The following is a 16,115-nucleotide window of genomic DNA, read 5'->3' as shown; positions in this document are numbered from 1 at the left end:
CGCGGTCGTCGTCGGTGGTTGAATCGCGGCGTGAGCATGTACGACCCGATGGCGGCGATCTACGACGACTGGGCGGCCGACATGACCGAGGACGTCGACTTCTACGTGTCGCTCGCGCGCGAGGCGAACGGCCCGGTCGTCGAGCTCGCGGTCGGCACGGGCCGGGTCGCGATCCCCGTCGCCGAGGCGATCGGCCGCCGGGTGATCGGGATCGACGCCTCTCCCGCGATGCTGGCCGAGGCCCGGCGCCGGGCGCAGGCGGCACGCGTCGACCTCGATCTGCGCCTCGGGGACATGCGCGCGCTCGCGCTGGACGAGCCGGCGGCACTCGTCATCTGTCCGTTCCGCTCGCTCCTCCACCTCCCGACCTGGGCCGACCGACGGATCGTGTTCGAGCGTGTCGCCGCCGCGCTGCGACCCGGAGGCCGCTTCGCCTGGAACGCCTTCGTCTTCGACCCCGCCGTGGCGGTGGAGATCGACGGCGTGTGGAGGGAGGAGCACGGGATCCGCCATCGGGTGGACTACGCGCCGGCCGACTGCCGGATCGACGTCACGCTCGAGGCGGGGCCGGCGTTCTCGCTGTGGTGGGTCTCCCCGTCCGAGTGGGCGGGGCTGCTCGACGTGTCGGGCCTCGAGCTCGAGACGCTCTACGGCTGGTTCGACCGGCGGGCGTTCGACGAAGGGAGCCGCGAGTTCGTGTGCGTGGCGCGTCGTCCCGAACCGGGGCGCGCGTGACCGCCGAGCCGGACGTTCACCGCACGGCCCCGCTCTACGACGCGATCGCGTCCTTCTACGACCCCTGGTCCGTCTCCGTCACCGAGGACGTCGGCTTCTACGTGAGGGAGGCCGTCGCGTCGGGCGGCCCCGTCGTCGAGCTCGCCGTCGGCACGGGCCGGATCGCAATCCCGATCGCCGTGGCCGGGATCCCGGTGATCGGCGTCGATCAGTCGCCGGGGATGCTCGAGGTCGCGCGCGCATACGCCGAGCGCGAAGGCGTCGCGCACGACGTCGACCTCCGCCTGGGCGACCTCCGGACGCCCCCGGTCGCCGAGCGGGTCCCGCTCGTCGTCTGTCCCTTTCGCTCGCTGCTGCACCTGGAGGACGAGCGGGAGAAGCTGCGTGCGCTGCGCGCCGCCGCCGGTCTCCTCGCGCCCGGCGGCCGCTTCGTCTTCGACGTGTTCGCGCCGTCGCGCGAGGACATCGAGGAGACGCACGGGCGGTGGCTCGAGCGCGAGCCGGGGATCGACGAGCGGGCCGTGTGGGACGAGCCGTCGCGGACGCTCGAGCTCACGGTCCGTGCAGGGGACGCGACGGTGTCGTTCACGCTGCACTGGCTCGACCGCGAGGAGTGGGAGACCCTGATCGAGGAGGCCGGGCTCGCGATCGAGGCGCTGTACGGGTGGTTCGACCGCCGCCCCTACGCGGGCGGCGAGGACATGATCTGGGTCTGCAGCACGACGGGCGACGACGCGACGCGGATCGAGTAGAGTCGAGCCGTGGTCTGGCTGATCGTGATCCTCGTGCTCGTCGGCCTCGCCGTGATCACCGTGATCACGCTCTACAACCGGTTCGTCCGGTTGCGGAACCGCGTCGACAACGCGTGGGCGCAGATCGAGGTCCAGCTCAAGCGGCGTTGGGACCTGATCCCGAACCTCGTCGAGACGGTGAAGGGATACGCCGCGCACGAGCGCGGCACGTTCGAGGCGGTCACGAGCGCGCGCACGGCGGCACAGCAGGCACGCACCCCGGCGGAGGCCGCCCAGGCGGAGGGCATCCTCGGCCAGGCCCTCGGTCGGCTGTTCGCCGTCGCCGAGGCCTATCCGGAGCTGCAGGCGGACGAGAACTTCCGGCAACTGCAGGGCGAGCTGACGGAGACGGAGAACCGGATCGCGATCTCGCGTCAGGTCTACAACGACAGCGTGCTCACCTACAACAACGCGATCCAGACGTTCCCCGGCGTCGTGCTCGCGGGGCCGTTCGGGTTCGCCGCGCGCGAGTTCTTCGAGACCGACGACGCGCAACGCGAGCCGCCGCAGGTCAGCTTCACGCCCGGGACGCCTGCGAGCTGAGCGTGCGCCCGCGGCGCCGGACGACGGTCGTCGCCCTCGCCGCCGCGCTTGCGGCGCTCGCCCTCCCGGGGCTCGCCGGGGCGAAGTCGTACACGTTGCCCGACGCGAACGTGCAGGTGCGTGTCGCCGACGACGGCTCGCTGCAGGTTTCCGAGCGCATCACCTTCGCCTTTTCGGGGACGTTCAGCGGCGCCTACCGCGACATCCTCCTGCGCCGGGACGAGGCGATCGGCGACGTCCTCGTGCTCGAGAACGGGCGTGCGTACCGTCCGGGGGGCTGCGTCGAGCTCGGCTGCGACGACGCCGCGGGCACCTTCGGCGTCACGCGCGTCGGCGGCGACGCGCGCGTCGTCTGGCACTTCCGCGCGGCGGAGGAGAGCCGGACGTTCGAGATCCGCTACCGGATGACCGGGCTCGCGGTCGCCTACGACGACGTCGTCGACGTCAACCTCAAGGTCTGGGGCGACGAGTGGCAGCAGTCGCTGGGCTCGCTGACCGCGACGATGACGGGCCCGGGGGCCGTGGTCCGCGCCTGGGGGCACCCGGTCTGGGTGCGCGGCGACGTGACGCTGCGGGGGCGCTCCGCCGACCTGCGCGCGCTCGACGTCCCGGCGGGTCAGTACGTGGAGCTCCGCGCGCTGTACCCGCGCGAGGCCTTCACCTCGACGGCCGGGGCGACGGTCGAGCCCGGTGACGGCCTCCCCCTGATCACGGCGGAGGAGCTGAGCGATGCGCGTGCCTACGAGCACGACCGCGAGCGGATCGACGATGCGCTCGCACACCCGGGGCGCAGTGCGCTGATCGTCCTGCTCCTCGGCACCGTGCCCGCGCTGCTCCTGATCGCGGTCGTCTACGTGACGTTCGGCCGAGAGCACCGGACGGGCGACGACCGCGAGTACGAGCAGGAGCCGCCGACGGACACCGAGCCCGCGCTCGTGCCGATCCTCCTCAGCGAGGGCGGCGGTGCCGGATCGTTCGAGTTCACCGCCACGCTGTTCGACCTCATCCGCCGTGGCGTCTACCGATCCGTGGCGGCGACGACCGAGCGGCCGATCTGGGGCGGGCTGCGAACGGAGCGTGTCCACGACCTCGAGCTCTCCCTCGGCGAGCGCGGGGAGACCCTCACGCCGTGGGAGCGGGACGTGGCGAACGTCGTCGACGACGTGCTCGGCGGGAGCAGCGAGCGGCTCTCGCGCTTCCGGGAACGGATCGAAGCCGAGCGGGAGGAGATGTCCGAGCGGTTCACCTCCTTCCGGGAGCACGTCGACGTGGAGGTCGAGCGTCGCCGCTGGTTCGTCTCGGGCGGGGTCGTGCCGCTCCTCCTCGGCGCGCTCGTCTTCGCCGCCCTCGGGGCGGTGACGGCATGGCGAGCGATCGACGGCTGGCGCGCCGTCTACCCGCGCTGGGGCGACGTCGTGCTGCTCGCGCTCGCGGTCGCGTCGTTCGTCAACCTCGCGCTCGTCGTCCTCGCGCTCGCGCGCCGCCGCCTCTGGCGGCGCCGGACCCGCGACGCGATCGTCGAGTCACAGCGCTGGGAGGCGTTCCGCCGCTACCTGACGGACTTCCCGCGCCTCGACGAGGCGCCGCCCGCGACGCTCGCGCTGTGGGAGCGGTACCTCGTGTACGGGATCGCCTTCGGCATCGCCGACCGCGTGCTGCAGGCCGCCCATCTGCACATGCCGGAGGAGCTGGCCGACGCGAGCTCGATCTTCTGGATCTCGCCGTCGGCCGACCTCGGCGCGGGCGCGTCGTCCTTGTCGATCGGTGACCTCTCGTCGGGCTTCGGCTCTGCACTCGCTCCGCCCTCCTCCGGCTCCGGCGGCGGCGGGGGCGGGTTCTCCGGCGGCGGCGGAGGAGGCGGAGGAGGAGGCGGCGGGGGCGCCTGGTGACGTCGAGCTGTCCCCGTCGGACGCCTTCGGGTCGACCCACCGGCAGGCACGCTTGCTCTGCGGCCACGAATGTGATCGGGCGCGAGGAATGGCTGGTCGCGCTCGGGCATCCTCGGTGAGATCCGCGCCGAGCTCGAGCGGCTCGTACAGCTGCTCGGTGGAGGAGACGATGAGCACGAGGAAGAGGACGCCTGAGGAGATCGAGGCATGGCGCCGGTACCGCATCGAAGCGGGTGAGCGCCTGCGCCGGGCTCGCGAGCTCGTCGCCAAGGGCCTCGCCGAGCTCGAGGCGAAGCGGGCTCAGGAGCGCCGCGAGAGCTCGTAGAGCGCGATCGCACCGGCGGCGGCGACGTTCAGCGACTCGGCGTCCCCGGGCAGCGGGATCGTCGCCGTCTCGCACGTCGCCACGAGCGCGTCCGGGAGCCCAGCGCGCTCGGCGCCGACGAGCATCGCCACGGGCGGCGTGAGGTCGACCTCCCGGAGCGGGGCGCCGCCGTGCGAGACGAGCGCGACCCGGCGTTCCGGCATCGCGTCCCAGGGGACGATCGGCACCCGGAAGATCGCTCCAGCCGAGGCCCGCAGTGCCTTCGGCGCCAGCGGGTCGGCGCACCCGGCCGAGAGCGCGACGCAGGCCCCGAACGCGTCGGCCGAGCGGATGAGGGCGCCGACGTTGCCCGGGTCGGACAGCTGCCAGAGGCCGACCCACACGGGCCGCGGCTCGCACGGGAGGGCGGAGCGCGGGAACACCCCGATCACCCGCGCGGGGTGCGGCAGCGTCGAGACGGGCGCGAGCACGGCGGGGTCGACGTTCTCGCCCGCGATCAGGAGGTCGACCGGCTCCACGCCCGCCCGGTGCGCCGCCTCGACGAGGTCCTCGCCCTCACAGGCGAAGAGGCCCGTCTCGTCACGGTGCTTGCGACCGGCGAGGAGCTTCCGGACACGCTTCACACGCTCGTTGTCACGCGAGGTGATCACGTCACGGACGACGGCGGAGCCGCTCCGTCGGGCCCATGGGCCGGCGACCCCGGGCCACCACCGGGTCGGGCGCCCTAGGCCGCGTCGGCGAGCGCGGCCTTCGCCCGCTCGGCGACGGCGGTGAACGCGGCGGGGTCGCTGACCGCGAGGTCGGCGAGCGACTTGCGGTCGAGCTCGATCCCCGCCTTGCCGAGCCCGTGCATCAACTGGTTGTAGGAGAGGCCGTTCGCCCGCGCCGCGGCGTTGATGCGCACGATCCAGAGCGAGCGGAACGTGCGCTTCCGGTTCTTCCGGTCGCGGTAGGCGTAGACGAGCGACTTGTCGACCTGCTCCTTCGCGTAGCGGTAGTGCGACTTCTTGAGCCCGTAGTACCCCTTCGCCTGATCGAGCACCTTGCGGCGCTTCTTGCGCGCATGGACGGAGCGCTTCACGCGAGGCATCGCCCTACCTCCTCCCGAGCAGCTTCATGACCGACGACGTGTCGCTCTTGGCGACGTCGTGGCTCTTGCGGAAGCCGCGCCTACGCTTCGACGACTTCTTCTCGAGGTTGTGGCTCTTCATCGCGTGCCGGCGCTTGAGCTTTCCCGCGCCGGTCACCTTGAACCGCTTCTTCGCCCCGCTCGCTGTCTTCACCTTCGGCATCGCGCTTCACTCCTGCGTTCTTCGTCGGCCCGAGCAGCATGACCATGTTCCGTCCATCGAGGGTGGGCATCTGCTCGATCTGCCCGATGTCCTGGACGTCCTCGGCGAGACGGTCGAGGAGCATCCGACCCCGCTCCGGATGGAGGTTCTCCCGCCCCCGGAACATGATCGTCACCTTCACCTTCGCCCGCTGGTTGAGGAAGCGGACGACGTGACCCTTCTTCGTCTCGTAGTCGTGATCGCCGATCTTCGGCCTGAACTTGATCTCCTTGACGTGGATCTGCGACTGGTGCTTTCTCGCCTGCTTGGCCCGCTGCTCCTGCTCGTAGCGCCATTTCCCGTAGTCCATGACCCGCGCCACGGGAGGGTCGGCGTTCGCAGCGACCTCGACGAGGTCGAGGTTCTTGCTGAACGCGTACTCGAGCGCCTCCTTCGTGGGCGTGATCCCGATCTGCCCACCCTTCTCGTCGACGAGCCTGACCCGCGGCACGCGGATCGCCTCGTTGATCCGATCCTGGTGGACGACGGGCTTCGTCCGGTCGTCGGGACGTCGCCGCGGTCTCAAAGGCCGTTCACCAAGCCGACTCGATCCTCCTGTTCAACGACAGTGCAGTGGTGCCAACAACTTCGCCGCTGCAGGACAGCGGCACCGGACCTCGTCGTGTCGACTCGGTTGAACCTCGCGCGACCTGCGCCGGCGGGGTGAGGGGCGATGCCGTCCCTGCTTTGCAGGGTACGAGCGTAGCAGGTGTCACGCGCGACCGTGGCGGCCGGCCCGGGGCCGCGACCTACGAGGCGAGGGAGGCCGGCGTCTGTGCGGCGAACGCCGCCAGGAGGGCCGCGAGCGACATCGTCGCCTGTCCCGTGCCGCGCGTGCGCACTGCGAGCGCGTCCTCGCTCTCGCGGTCGCCCCAGACGACGACGTACGGGATCTTCGCCAGCTCCGCGTCCCGGATCCGGCGCCCGAGGGTCTCGTCGCGGTCGTCGACCTCGACCCGGAAGCCGGCTTCCTCCACCCGCGCGGCGAGGGCGCGGGCAGGCTCGCCGTGGGTGTCGGCGACCGGCAGCACCGCGAGCTGCACGGGAGCGAGCCAGAGCGGGAACGCGCCCGCGTAGTGCTCGATGAGGATGCCCATGAAGCGCTCGAGCGATCCGAGCAGCGCCCGGTGGATGACGTACGGCGTGTGCTCCTGGTTGTCGGCCCCCATGTACGTGAGGCCGAAGCGCGACGGCATCTGGGCATCGAGCTGGATCGTCCCCATCTGCCAGGCGCGACCGAGGACGTCCGTCATGTGCAGGTCGATCTTCGGGCCGTAGAACGCCCCCTCTCCCTCGCCGACGTCGTAGGCGAGCCCGCGCCGCTCGAGCGCCGCGCGGAGCGCCTGTTCCGTGAAGTCCCACTCGTCGTCCGAGCCGAGCTTGTCGTCGGGGCGGGTGGAGAGCTCGAACCGCGCCTCCATGCCGAACAGCTCGTAGAGGAACGCGACGTAGTCGAGGCAGCCGAAGATCTCGTCCTCGATCTGCTCGCGCGTGCAGAAGATGTGGGCGTCGTCCTGGGTCACGTGCCGCACGCGCAGGAGGCCGTGCAACGTCCCCGCGAGCTCGTTGCGGTGGAGCGTCGACGACTCCGCGAGGCGCAGCGGCAACTCGCGGTAGCTGCGGAGCTGGCTCCCGAAGAGGAGCATGTGCCCGGGGCAGTTCATCGGCTTCAGGCCCGCATGCGGCTCCTCGCCCTCCCCGGCGACGAGGTACATGTTCTCGCGGAACTTCTCCCAGTGCCCGGAGGTCTCCCAGACGCTCCGGTCGTAGATGAGGGGCGTCTTCACCTCGAGGTACCCGCGGCGGGCGTTCTCGCTGCGCCGGATGTCCTCGAGCACGTTCCAGACGACCATCCCTTTCGGATGCCAGAAGGGCGATCCGGGTGACGCATCGGCGAGGTGGAAGAGGTCGAGCTGCGGCCCGAGGCGGCGGTGGTCGCGCGCGCGCGCCTGCTCGAGGGCGTCGAGGTACGCGTCGAGGTCGGACTGCGTGTAGAACGCCGTGCCGTAGATGCGCGTCAGCTGCGTGTTCCGCTCGTCGCCGCGCCAGTACGCGCCCGCGAGCCCGGTGAGCTTGACGGCCTTGATCGGCGAGGCGTCCTGGAGGTGCGGGCCGCGGCAGAGGTCGGTGAACTCGCCCTGCGTGTACAGGGAGAGCTCGCCCTCGGCCGCTTCGACGAGCTCGACCTTGTACGGCTCCGCCTCGGCGGCGAAGAGCGCGCGCGCCTCGTCGAGGCCGATCTCCGACCGCACCCAGGCGCGTCCCTCCGCGATCTCGCGTCGTATCTCGTCCTCGATCGCCGTGAGGTCGCTCTCGTGGATCGGCGCGGGGAACTCGAAGTCGTAGTAGAAGCCGTTCTCGATCGCCGGCCCGATCGCGACCTTGACACCGGGGTGCAGGCGCCGGACGGCCTCCGCGAGGAGGTGCGCGCTCGAGTGGCGCAGCACCGCGAGGGCGTCGGGGTCCTCGCGATCGCGGGTCGTGAGCAGCTGGAGCCGCGCGCCGTCGGGGAGCGGCAACCGCAGGTCGCGGGGCTCGCCGTCGACGCGCGCGAGCACCGCCTGCTCGGCGAGGCGCGGCCCGATCGCCCGCGCTGCGTCGAGCGCGGTCGAGCCGTCCGGGAGCTCGAGCTCGGTCTCGTCCGGGAGCAGGACCTTCACGCGGCGCAGGATAGACGCGGTCGCGTCCTCCTCGCCCGGTCGACGCGCGCGGGGGACGAGGTCGGCGCCGACGGCACCGGACCGCCCCCTAGACTGGCCGCGTGGACGTCCCCACCGGCCCCAGGCCGCGTTCGTGGCCGAAGCGCCTCCTGCTCTGGCCGATCGCGATCCTGCGCCGGCTGCTCGGCGTCGTCCCCGTCACGATCGAGATGTACTTCGCCCGCCGCCTGCCCCAGCACGCCGCCGGGATCGCGTACCGCGTGCTGTTCTCGCTCGCGCCCCTCGCGATCATCCTCGTCTCGATCTTCGGGCTCGTGCTCACGAACGATGCGATCCGGGAGGACGTGATCGCGGCGATCCTCGACCGCCTGCCCGTGTCGGAGCAGGGCGAGCGGGACGTCACGAACGCGGTCACGCGGATCGCCAGCCCGGCGAGCGCGTTCGGGCTGCTCTCGCTCCTCGTCTTCGCCTGGGGGGCGACGGGGATGATGGCCGCGATCCGGATCGGCCTCGAGACGGCGATGGGGGTCGAGCGCTCCCGGCCGGCGGCGCGCGGGAAGCTCGTCGACTTCGTGCTCGTGATCAGCGTCGGCGTCCTCGTGCTCCTCGTGGTGGGGCTGAACCTCGCGGTGCAGCTCGTGTTCAGCGTGGCCCAGCGGTTCGCCGACTGGCTCGGCGTCGGCGAGGGCCTCGTCGGCTTCTTCAGTCGCAACAGCGTCCCGGTCGTGCTCTCGATGATCATCGTGATGCTGCTCTACCGGTTCGTCCCGGCAGGCCGACCCCGGTTCCGCGCAGCCCTCGCGGGCTCGCTCGTGACGGCGCTCCTGATGTTCGGGATCTCGCTGCTCTCGTTCTTCCTCTTCAGCAAGGTCACGCAGCTGTCGGTCGTCTACGGATCCCTCGCCGCGGCGCTCGTGTTCCTGTACACCGTCTACCTCTACGCCACGGCGCTGCTGGCGGGTGCCGCCTTCGCGGCCGCGTGGGCGCTCCCTCCCGGCGGCCCGGGCGACCCGATCGGGGAGCAGGTCAAGCGGGCGGTCATCGGGCTCTTCGTCCACCCGGACGAGCGGGAGGGGCGCACGCTCGACGACGAGCACGCCGACACGGACGCCAGCACGCCGCCGGAGAAGCCTCCGGGGCGCGTATCACTCTGAGCCCGCGAAGGCGAGCCCGGCCAGCGCCGCCGCCTCCTCCACCGCTCCGACGAGCCGCTCCGGGTCCCCGTCGAGCGCCTCCAGCGCGTCCCTGTCGAGGAGCTCGACGAGACCGGCATCGGTCTCGGCGAGCACGACGGGTGCCTTCCCCTCCGTCGCATCGGCGATCACCGGCGGCCGCTCGTCGAGGTGCAGGAGGTCGAATGGGACGGGGAGCCCGGAGCGGCACGCTCGCGACGAGCGCTTCTCGAGCGGCGACCACCCGTGCGTGATCTCGCAGAGCGCGCAGTGACGCCGACCGAGCATCCTCCCGACGACGTACGTGACCTCGCCGCGGAACGTCCCCTCGGCGTCGTAGACGCCGATCAGCCTCCGGATCCCGGCCATCCGGACACCGTAGCGAGGGGCGCCGGCGGGACGACGGGGTCAGGCGGCCGTCGCGGCCGCCGGCTTCCCGGCCGCACCGACGCCCAGGCCGAAGGAGAGCCGCCGCAGGAGGTCGTTGAGCTCGTGCTGCTCGGCTTGCGTCAGCGCGGCGGCGAACGCCTGCTCCCGCTCGGCCTGTGCCGCCACCGCCTCCTGCCAGAGCCGGGAGCCGGTGTCGGTGAGCTCGACGAGCACCCCGCGGCGATCGTTCGGATCCGGCTGCCTCTGCACGAGCCCCGCCCGCTCCATCTTGTCGAGGCGCGCCGTCATCCCACCGCTCGAGAGCTCGCAGATCGATGAGAGCTTGCCCGGCGAGGCACGGTACGGCGACCCCTCATAGCGAAGCACGCCGAGCACGCGGAACTCACCCCAGCTGATGCCGAATCGCTCGAGCGTCTCCTCGTGGGTCCGCTCGAGGTGTCGGCCGAGGCGGTACAGCCGCTCGACGATGCCCTCGACCTCGAGGTCGAGACCGGGCATCTCACGGCCCCATACGACGAGACGCTCGTCGATCACGTCGGGCGGTACTGGGTCTCTTCGGGACATGGGTCAATTCTCACTCAAAAGACTCTTGACGTCAAGAGTCTTTCGTGCTACCTTTCGGTCAAGCTTCTTGATACCGAGATACTTGTGATCGAAAGAAGGAGGCTACCGTGTACGAACCGACCGACATCGAGATCCGCCGCGAGGTCGCTGCCGCCCGCATGGCGAGCCTCCGGGTTGGGCCGGCGTGGGCCGACGGCGACACACCCGTCACGCGGGTCGCCTCCGTCGCGCGGCGCGTCGTCGCGCCCCTCGTCGCGGGGCTGCGCCCGGCGATCGAGATCACCCCAGTCCACACCGAGGCCCCCGGCGAGTCGGGGGCCTCGCTCGCACGGTGCGCGTAGAGGCTCCGCCCGTATCCATCGACTCCACACCGAGGCCCCCGGCGAGTCGGGGGCCTCGTTCATCCGGTGCGCGTAGAGCAGCGGTCTTTAGACTTTCGCCACGCGATTCCCGTCTTCGACCGGAGGTTCCCGTGGCTGTCCAGACCGAGCTCCCCGCCCTCGACCCGCTCGACTACCTCGCTCTCGACGCGCTGCTCGACGAGGAGGAGCGCGCGATCCGCGACACCGTGCGCCAGTTCGTGCGCGAGCACGTGCTGCCCGAGGTCGGGGACTGGTTCGAGCGCGGTGAGCTTCCCCGCGAGGTGATGACCGAGCTCGCGAAGCTCGGGCTGTTCGGCATGCACCTCGACGGCTACGGGCTGCCCGGGGCGAGCGCCGTCGCCTACGGCCTCACGTGCCTCGAGCTCGAGGCCGGCGATTCGGGCGTCCGCAGCGCCGTGTCCGTCCAGGGGTCGCTGGCGATGTATGCGATCTGGCGCTGGGGCTCCGAGGAGCAGAAGGAGCGCTGGCTTCCGGCCATGCACACCGGGGAGGCGATCGGCTGCTTCGGCCTCACCGAGCCGGACGCCGGCTCGGATCCCGGCTCGATGCGCACGCACGCGCACCGCGAGGGCGGCGACTGGGTCCTGAACGGGGCGAAGATGTGGATCACGAACGGCACGATCGCGGACGTCGCCGTCGTGTGGGCCAGGACCGACGACGACGAGATCCGCGGGTTCCTCGTCGAGAAGGACATGCCCGGGTTCAGCGCGCCGGAGATCCACAAGAAGATCTCGCTTCGCGCGTCGGTGACGTCGGAGCTCGTGCTCCAGGACGTGCGGGTGCCCGACGAGAACGTGTTCCCGGAGATCCGCTCGCTCCGTGGCCCCCTCTCCTGCCTGAACGAGGCGCGCTACGGCATCGTCTGGGGGTCGGTCGGTGCCGGACGTGCGTGCTTCGAGGCGGCGCTCGAGTATGCGAAGGAGCGCATCGTCTTCGGCAAGCCGATCTCCGCGTATCAGCTGACCCAGCAGAAGCTGGCCGAGATGGCCCTCGAAGTGAACCGGGCGGGCCTCGTCGCGCTCCACCTCGGCCGCATGAAGGACGCCGGGACGTTGCGCCCCGAGCACGTCTCGCTCGGCAAGCTGGGCAACGTGCGCGGTGCGCTCGACGTCTGCCGGAGCGCTCGCTCCGTGCTCGGGGCGAACGGCGTCACGCTCGAGTACCCGGTGATCCGCCACATGAACAACCTCGAGTCGGTGCTCACCTACGAGGGGACGCACGAGGTGCACACCCTCGTCGTCGGGCACGCGGTCACCGGTCAGCCGGCGTTCCGGTAGAGGCGACGTGGCGGCCGAGGCGCCCGCTCGTCCAACCGCGTAGCACCGCGCTGCCGAGAAGCTCCGGGCCGCCATCCTCGAGGGAGAGCTGCGCCCGGGGCAACGGATCAGCCGGGAGCCGTGGGCGGAGCGCATCGCCGTCAGCCTGATCCCGCTGCGCGAGGCGCTGCGCGGCCTGGCGGGGGAGGGTCCCGTCACGTATCGGCCGCGGCGGGGCTGCGTCGTCACGGAGCTCGACGTCACCGACCTCGAGGACGTGTACGCGCCGCGGCGCCTGCTCGAGACCGAGGCGATCCGACGCGGCGTCCCGCTCGCCGCGGACGCCGATCTCGCGCGCCTGCGCGACGCCGGCCGAGCGTGCCGCGCTGCGGCCGGCCGGGGCGATCTCGCCGGCCGACTCGACGCCAACCTCGCGTTCCACGACGCGCTCCACGCGCTCGCGCGGAGCCGTCCACTCGTCCGTCTGCTCGACCAGCTCTGGGACTCGACCGAGGCCCACCGGGCCCTCTACTCCTCGCTGCCCGGCAAGGCCGCCGAGGCCGACCGCGCCCGCGACGCGATCGTCGAGGCGGTCGTGGCGCTCCAGGACGCACACTGCGGGCGGGCGCTCGAGCGTCTCCGCGGCTCCCTCGCACCCCGAGCGTGCATCTCCCGGCACCCCCGGAAGGGGTACGGGAGACCAGCACCGGCCACCGATACCGACAACATGACCTGGACCGAGCTCGAAGAGCAGTGGCTGCGCGACGGGCGGCACGTCTACTTCGCGCCGGACGACGAGGACGGCATCGAGGCCTTCGAGAAGCACCTTCGCCGCAAGCGGCTCCGGTTCGTGGTGGCCACCCGTTCCGAGGTTCCGGCGGTGGTCTTCGCGCGGCCCCCACGGGCGAAGCGCAGCACGTCGGCCGCGCGGCGCAAGCAGGCGGCCTGACCGCCCCGCGCAGGCGGGCGGCCTACCCCGGGAAGACGATCACGCTGCGGATCCCGTCCTGCGCCTCCATGAGGTCGAACCCGCGGTTCACCTCGTCGAGCGACAGGTGGTGGCTGATCAGCGACTCGACGTCGATCTCCCCGTCGAGCCAGCGGCGCACGAACTGCGGGACCTGCGTCCGCCCCTTCACCCCGCCGAAGGACGACCCGGTGACGCGACGCCCCGTGATCAGCAGCCGCGGGACGATGTCGAGCGTCTCCCCCTTGCCGGCCACCCCGGCGATGGTCGCCAGGCCCCACGCCTCCCGCGCCGCCTCGACGGCCTGGCGCATGACGGTGACGTTTCCGGTCGCCTCGAACGTGAAGTCCACCCCGAAGCCGTCGGTCTCGGAGCGGATCCAGTCGACGATGCCGTCGCCCGCCGTCAGCGTGTCGGTCGCGCCGTGATGACGCGCCATCTCGAGCCGCTCGTCCGAGAGGTCGACGGCGATGATCCGGCCCGCACCCGCGAGGCGGCAGCCGATCACCGCACCGAGCCCGACGAGACCGCACCCGAAGACCGCGCAGGTCGCACCCGGCTCGACCCGCGCGGTGTAGAGCGCGGCGCCGATGCCCGTCGAGAGGCCGCACGCGAAGGGCGCACACCCCTCGAGCGGCGCTGCAGGATCGACCTTCGCGAGCGCGATCTCCGGCATCACCGTGTGCTCGGCGAACGTCGACGTCCCCATGAAATGGCGTAGCGGCTCTCCGTTCCTGGAGAAGCGCGTGCTCCCGTCGGGGAGGTAGCCGAGGCCCTGCTGATCGCGGATCGCGACGCAGCGGTTCGTACGGGGGCTCCGGCAGTGGACGCACTCGCCGCACTCCGGTGCGAACAACGTCACGACGTGATCCCCCGGCTCGACGAGCGTGACGCCGGGGCCAACCCGCTCGACCACACCGGCCCCTTCGTGCCCCAGGACACACGGCGCGTACCCCGTCGGGTCGGCACCCGACGCGGCATACAGGTCCGTGTGGCAGACCCCACACGCGACGAGGCGCACGAGGACTTCCCCCGCACGGGGCTCCTCGAGGTCGACCTCCTGCACGACGAGGGGCTTGCCGAACTCCTCGAGCACGGCGGCACGGGTCTTCATGCGTGATCTCCTCCGGGTCGGATACCGTCGATCGTAGTCGAGCGTGCACGCGCGGCTCGGAGCACAACCGAGAATGGACGATCGAGCGACGGAGACGACGGGCGTGGACGCGGAGGGCACGCCGGGAGCGGCGCGCGCACCCGCCGCGGAGCGCCTGTCCGACGACCCCGACGCCCTGTCCCTCGCCGCCGCGCTCGACGAGCTCTCGGCCCGACCCGTCCGCGACACACGCGCGTCGCGGACGGCGGCGCGCGGCGTCGGACTTCTCCAGCGCGCCGTCTCCTGGGGCCCGTTCGGCCGGGTCGCCGAGATCGCGTGGCGGGTCGGACGCCGTGACGCGTCGATCGCCGGCAGCGTCCTCGCGGCGGCGATCGCCTACCGCATCTTCATCCTCTTCCTGCCGCTCGGCTTCTTCCTCGTCGCCGCCCTCGGCACCTACGCCGACGCGTCGGCGACCGAGCCGAGCGAGGTGCTGGAGACCGCCGGGATCGTCGGATACTTCGCGGACTCGATCGCCGACGCATCGGGAGCGATTACGGGCCTCGGCCGGGTGATCGCGCTCGTCGTCTCGGGCACGCTCGTGCTCTACGAGACGTTCCTACTGCTGCGGACGCTGCGCGTCGTCTCGGCGCTCGCCTGGCGCGTCCACGCCCCCGCGTTCACGAGGCCGCTCGCACCGACGCTCGGGTTCCTCGGCCTGACGGCGGCCGCCGTCGTGGCGGCGCAGGCGATGTCGCCCCTCAAGGCCTCGCTCGGCGACACGACGGGACTGGCGCTCGGGCTCGCCCTCCTGCTCGTGCTGCCCGCCTACTGGCTGGCGATGTCCGCGTGGCTCCTCCCCCACGCCGCTCGTCGGTGGGTCGACCTGCTGCCCGGAGCGATCCTGTTCGGTGGTGGATTCGCAGCGCTCCACGTCTTCTACGCGCTCGTCCTCTTCCCCTGGCTCGACCGGAAGGAAGAGGCGTACGGGGTGCTCGGCGTCGCCGCCGGGCTCCTGTTCGGCTTCTTCCTCACCGGGCGCACGATGGAGCTGGCCGCGTCGCTCAACGCGGTGCTCGTCGAACGGCGCGCCGACCGCAGCTGAGACTCAGCCCGTCGCGAGTGCCGCCGCGAGCGCCGTCAGCGTCTCGGGGCCGGCGACCCCGTCCGCCGAGAGCCCCTCTGCCGTCTGGAAGGCGACGACCGCAGCCTGGGTGGCGGGGCCGTAGTCGCCGTCGATCGCACCCGGGTCGTAGCCGACGGTCTTCAGGGCCTGCTGCAGCGCCTGGACCTCGGTGCCGCTGTCGCCGGGGCGGAGCGTGACGCCCTGCGGCACCGTCGTGTCGCCGGTCGGAGTGGTGGGCGAGGTCGACGGCGTCGTGTCCGTCGGCGTCGTCGTCGTCTCCGGAGCGGTCGTCGTCTCGGAGGTCGTCGTCGGTGCCGTCACGGTCGTCTCCGAGCCCGCCTGATCCGTGTCCGAGTCCGTCAGCGCCTGCGCGACGAGCACGCCGCCGACGATGAGGGCGATCGCGGCGACGAGGGCGACGATCGCGACCCACGGGCCGACCGGCGGGCGGCGTCGCGGCGACGGCGGCGGGGGAGGCTCGCTGTCCTCCCACACGATCGTCTCGGGCTCGGAGAAGTCCGTCCCCGGGACCGCGAACCAGTCGTCCTCGTCACCGGGCGTGACGAGGTCGTCGCGCTCGTCGTTCATACCTGCACGCTACCGTCCCCGAGCGCCGGCGACCAGTCGGCACGGCGACGGACGAGCGGGACGCCGTGCCGTCGGGCCGGCGCGGCGGGCACACGGGGCCGTCTCGCGCGGCTCGCCGCCGGGCGTCGACGCGGGCGAGGCCTCCGTCGGTCGCCTCAGCCCTGGCCGTGCCGGAGCGTCCCGACGTCCGCCATCACGTCGAGGTAGAGCTTGCCCCCCTCGATCACGTACGTGCGCACGTCCGCGAGGTCACGGAGGTACTCGTCGCTCAGGGAGCCCTCCTCGCACCGGGCCCGTGTCAG

18 protein-coding genes and 2 pseudogenes are annotated in these 16,115 nt (G+C 71.9%); 11 read left to right on the top strand and 9 right to left on the bottom strand.

Going from position 1 to position 16,115, the window contains the following annotated elements; genetic code table 11:
* The first annotated feature begins 36 nt into the window (after positions 1-36).
* The 5 genes from AC162C_RS06695 (at position 37) to AC162C_RS06675 (ending at position 4,283) form a co-directional block, all read left to right on the top strand.
* Positions 37-735 carry a class I SAM-dependent methyltransferase gene (locus tag AC162C_RS06695; protein ID WP_484096923.1) on the top strand — a complete coding sequence of 233 codons (699 nt, stop codon included), beginning with the start codon at positions 37-39 and terminating at the stop codon, positions 733-735.
* A complete protein-coding gene (locus AC162C_RS06690; RefSeq protein ID WP_484096877.1) occupies positions 732-1,487 on the top strand; it encodes a class I SAM-dependent methyltransferase in 756 nt (251 codons plus the stop codon). The genes AC162C_RS06695 and AC162C_RS06690 overlap by 4 nt, the downstream gene beginning before the upstream one ends.
* 9 nt (positions 1,488-1,496) lie before the next feature.
* A complete protein-coding gene (locus AC162C_RS06685) occupies positions 1,497-2,069 on the top strand; it encodes a LemA family protein (protein ID WP_462973467.1) in 573 nt (190 codons plus the stop codon).
* Between the two features lie 2 nt (positions 2,070-2,071).
* Positions 2,072-3,958: a DUF2207 family protein gene (locus AC162C_RS06680; RefSeq protein WP_484096876.1), complete on the top strand. Its 1,887-nt coding sequence runs from the start codon at positions 2,072-2,074 to the stop codon at positions 3,956-3,958.
* 169 nt (positions 3,959-4,127) lie between these two features.
* Entirely contained in the window at positions 4,128-4,283 is a 156-nt protein-coding gene (locus AC162C_RS06675; RefSeq protein ID WP_484096875.1) for a hypothetical protein, read from the top strand.
* Here the strand turns inward: AC162C_RS06675 and AC162C_RS06670 are convergent.
* From AC162C_RS06670 to thrS, 5 genes and pseudogenes are all read right to left on the bottom strand, one after another.
* Entirely contained in the window at positions 4,259-4,906 is a 648-nt protein-coding gene (locus tag AC162C_RS06670; RefSeq protein WP_484096874.1) for a TrmH family RNA methyltransferase, read from the bottom strand. The two genes, AC162C_RS06675 and AC162C_RS06670, sit on opposite strands and share 25 nt — an antisense overlap.
* A gap of 101 nt (positions 4,907-5,007) precedes the next feature.
* On the bottom strand, positions 5,008-5,373 hold the full coding sequence (gene rplT, locus AC162C_RS06665; protein ID WP_484096873.1) for a 50S ribosomal protein L20: 366 nt from the start codon (positions 5,371-5,373) through the stop codon (positions 5,008-5,010).
* Between the two features lie 4 nt (positions 5,374-5,377).
* Positions 5,378-5,512, bottom strand: a pseudogene (locus tag AC162C_RS06660) (large ribosomal subunit protein bL35); the annotation flags it as partial.
* Positions 5,454-6,140 carry a translation initiation factor IF-3 gene (gene infC, locus AC162C_RS06655; RefSeq protein WP_462973462.1) on the bottom strand — a complete coding sequence of 229 codons (687 nt, stop codon included), beginning with the start codon at positions 6,138-6,140 and terminating at the stop codon, positions 5,454-5,456. The gene infC and the pseudogene AC162C_RS06660, both read right to left, overlap by 59 nt.
* 223 nt (positions 6,141-6,363) lie before the next feature.
* Positions 6,364-8,274, bottom strand: coding sequence for a threonine--tRNA ligase (thrS, locus tag AC162C_RS06650; protein ID WP_462973461.1), 1,911 nt, complete (start codon positions 8,272-8,274; stop codon positions 6,364-6,366).
* A gap of 101 nt (positions 8,275-8,375) precedes the next feature.
* Here thrS and AC162C_RS06645 point away from each other — a divergent pair, with 101 nt between their 5' ends.
* On the top strand, positions 8,376-9,428 hold the full coding sequence (locus AC162C_RS06645) for a YihY/virulence factor BrkB family protein (RefSeq protein ID WP_484096872.1): 1,053 nt from the start codon (positions 8,376-8,378) through the stop codon (positions 9,426-9,428).
* Here the strand turns inward: AC162C_RS06645 and AC162C_RS06640 are convergent.
* Both AC162C_RS06640 and AC162C_RS06635 read right to left on the bottom strand, forming a co-directional pair.
* Positions 9,420-9,815: a hypothetical protein gene (locus tag AC162C_RS06640; protein ID WP_484096871.1), complete on the bottom strand. Its 396-nt coding sequence runs from the start codon at positions 9,813-9,815 to the stop codon at positions 9,420-9,422. The two genes, AC162C_RS06645 and AC162C_RS06640, sit on opposite strands and share 9 nt — an antisense overlap.
* A gap of 39 nt (positions 9,816-9,854) precedes the next feature.
* Positions 9,855-10,400 carry a MarR family winged helix-turn-helix transcriptional regulator gene (locus AC162C_RS06635; protein WP_484096870.1) on the bottom strand — a complete coding sequence of 182 codons (546 nt, stop codon included), beginning with the start codon at positions 10,398-10,400 and terminating at the stop codon, positions 9,855-9,857.
* Between the two features lie 107 nt (positions 10,401-10,507).
* Here AC162C_RS06635 and AC162C_RS06630 point away from each other — a divergent pair, with 107 nt between their 5' ends.
* From AC162C_RS06630 to AC162C_RS06615, 4 genes and pseudogenes are all read left to right on the top strand, one after another.
* Complete coding sequence (locus AC162C_RS06630; protein ID WP_484096869.1) at positions 10,508-10,741, top strand: hypothetical protein; 234 nt, start codon at positions 10,508-10,510, stop codon at positions 10,739-10,741.
* Positions 10,742-10,872: 131 nt separating this feature from the next.
* Positions 10,873-12,060 carry an acyl-CoA dehydrogenase family protein gene (locus AC162C_RS06625; protein WP_462973456.1) on the top strand — a complete coding sequence of 396 codons (1,188 nt, stop codon included), beginning with the start codon at positions 10,873-10,875 and terminating at the stop codon, positions 12,058-12,060.
* A gap of 58 nt (positions 12,061-12,118) precedes the next feature.
* Positions 12,119-12,274, top strand: a pseudogene (locus AC162C_RS06620) (GntR family transcriptional regulator); the annotation flags it as partial.
* A gap of 42 nt (positions 12,275-12,316) precedes the next feature.
* Positions 12,317-12,988: an FCD domain-containing protein gene (locus tag AC162C_RS06615; RefSeq protein ID WP_484096868.1), complete on the top strand. Its 672-nt coding sequence runs from the start codon at positions 12,317-12,319 to the stop codon at positions 12,986-12,988.
* Positions 12,989-13,010: 22 nt separating this feature from the next.
* Here the strand turns inward: AC162C_RS06615 and AC162C_RS06610 are convergent, their stop codons facing one another.
* Complete coding sequence (locus AC162C_RS06610; RefSeq protein ID WP_484096867.1) at positions 13,011-14,120, bottom strand: alcohol dehydrogenase catalytic domain-containing protein; 1,110 nt, start codon at positions 14,118-14,120, stop codon at positions 13,011-13,013.
* A gap of 73 nt (positions 14,121-14,193) precedes the next feature.
* On the opposite strand from AC162C_RS06610, the gene AC162C_RS06605 reads away from it, so the two are divergent.
* On the top strand, positions 14,194-15,204 hold the full coding sequence (locus AC162C_RS06605; protein ID WP_484096866.1) for a hypothetical protein: 1,011 nt from the start codon (positions 14,194-14,196) through the stop codon (positions 15,202-15,204).
* Between the two features lie 3 nt (positions 15,205-15,207).
* Here the strand turns inward: AC162C_RS06605 and AC162C_RS06600 are convergent, their stop codons facing one another.
* A complete protein-coding gene (locus AC162C_RS06600) occupies positions 15,208-15,813 on the bottom strand; it encodes a peptidoglycan-binding domain-containing protein (protein WP_462973452.1) in 606 nt (201 codons plus the stop codon).
* Positions 15,814-16,115: the final 302 nt, after the last annotated feature.

The organism is Gaiella sp., from assembly GCF_057140465.1.
The sequence above is the reverse complement of the archived record's forward strand: the minus strand, read 5'-3'. Positions and strand labels throughout refer to the sequence as shown.

Coding starts and splice junctions, on each gene's coding strand:
- rplT (WP_484096873.1), bottom strand. CDS start 5,373: ATGCCTCGCGTGAAGCGCTCCGTCCATGCGCGCAAGAAGCGCCGCAAG.
- AC162C_RS06605 (WP_484096866.1), top strand. CDS start 14,194: ATGGACGATCGAGCGACGGAGACGACGGGCGTGGACGCGGAGGGCACG.
- AC162C_RS06635 (WP_484096870.1), bottom strand. CDS start 10,400: ATGTCCCGAAGAGACCCAGTACCGCCCGACGTGATCGACGAGCGTCTC.
- AC162C_RS06675 (WP_484096875.1), top strand. CDS start 4,128: ATGAGCACGAGGAAGAGGACGCCTGAGGAGATCGAGGCATGGCGCCGG.
- AC162C_RS06600 (WP_462973452.1), bottom strand. CDS start 15,813: ATGAACGACGAGCGCGACGACCTCGTCACGCCCGGTGACGAGGACGAC.
- AC162C_RS06640 (WP_484096871.1), bottom strand. CDS start 9,815: ATGGCCGGGATCCGGAGGCTGATCGGCGTCTACGACGCCGAGGGGACG.
- AC162C_RS06610 (WP_484096867.1), bottom strand. CDS start 14,120: ATGAAGACCCGTGCCGCCGTGCTCGAGGAGTTCGGCAAGCCCCTCGTC.
- AC162C_RS06695 (WP_484096923.1), top strand. CDS start 37: ATGTACGACCCGATGGCGGCGATCTACGACGACTGGGCGGCCGACATG.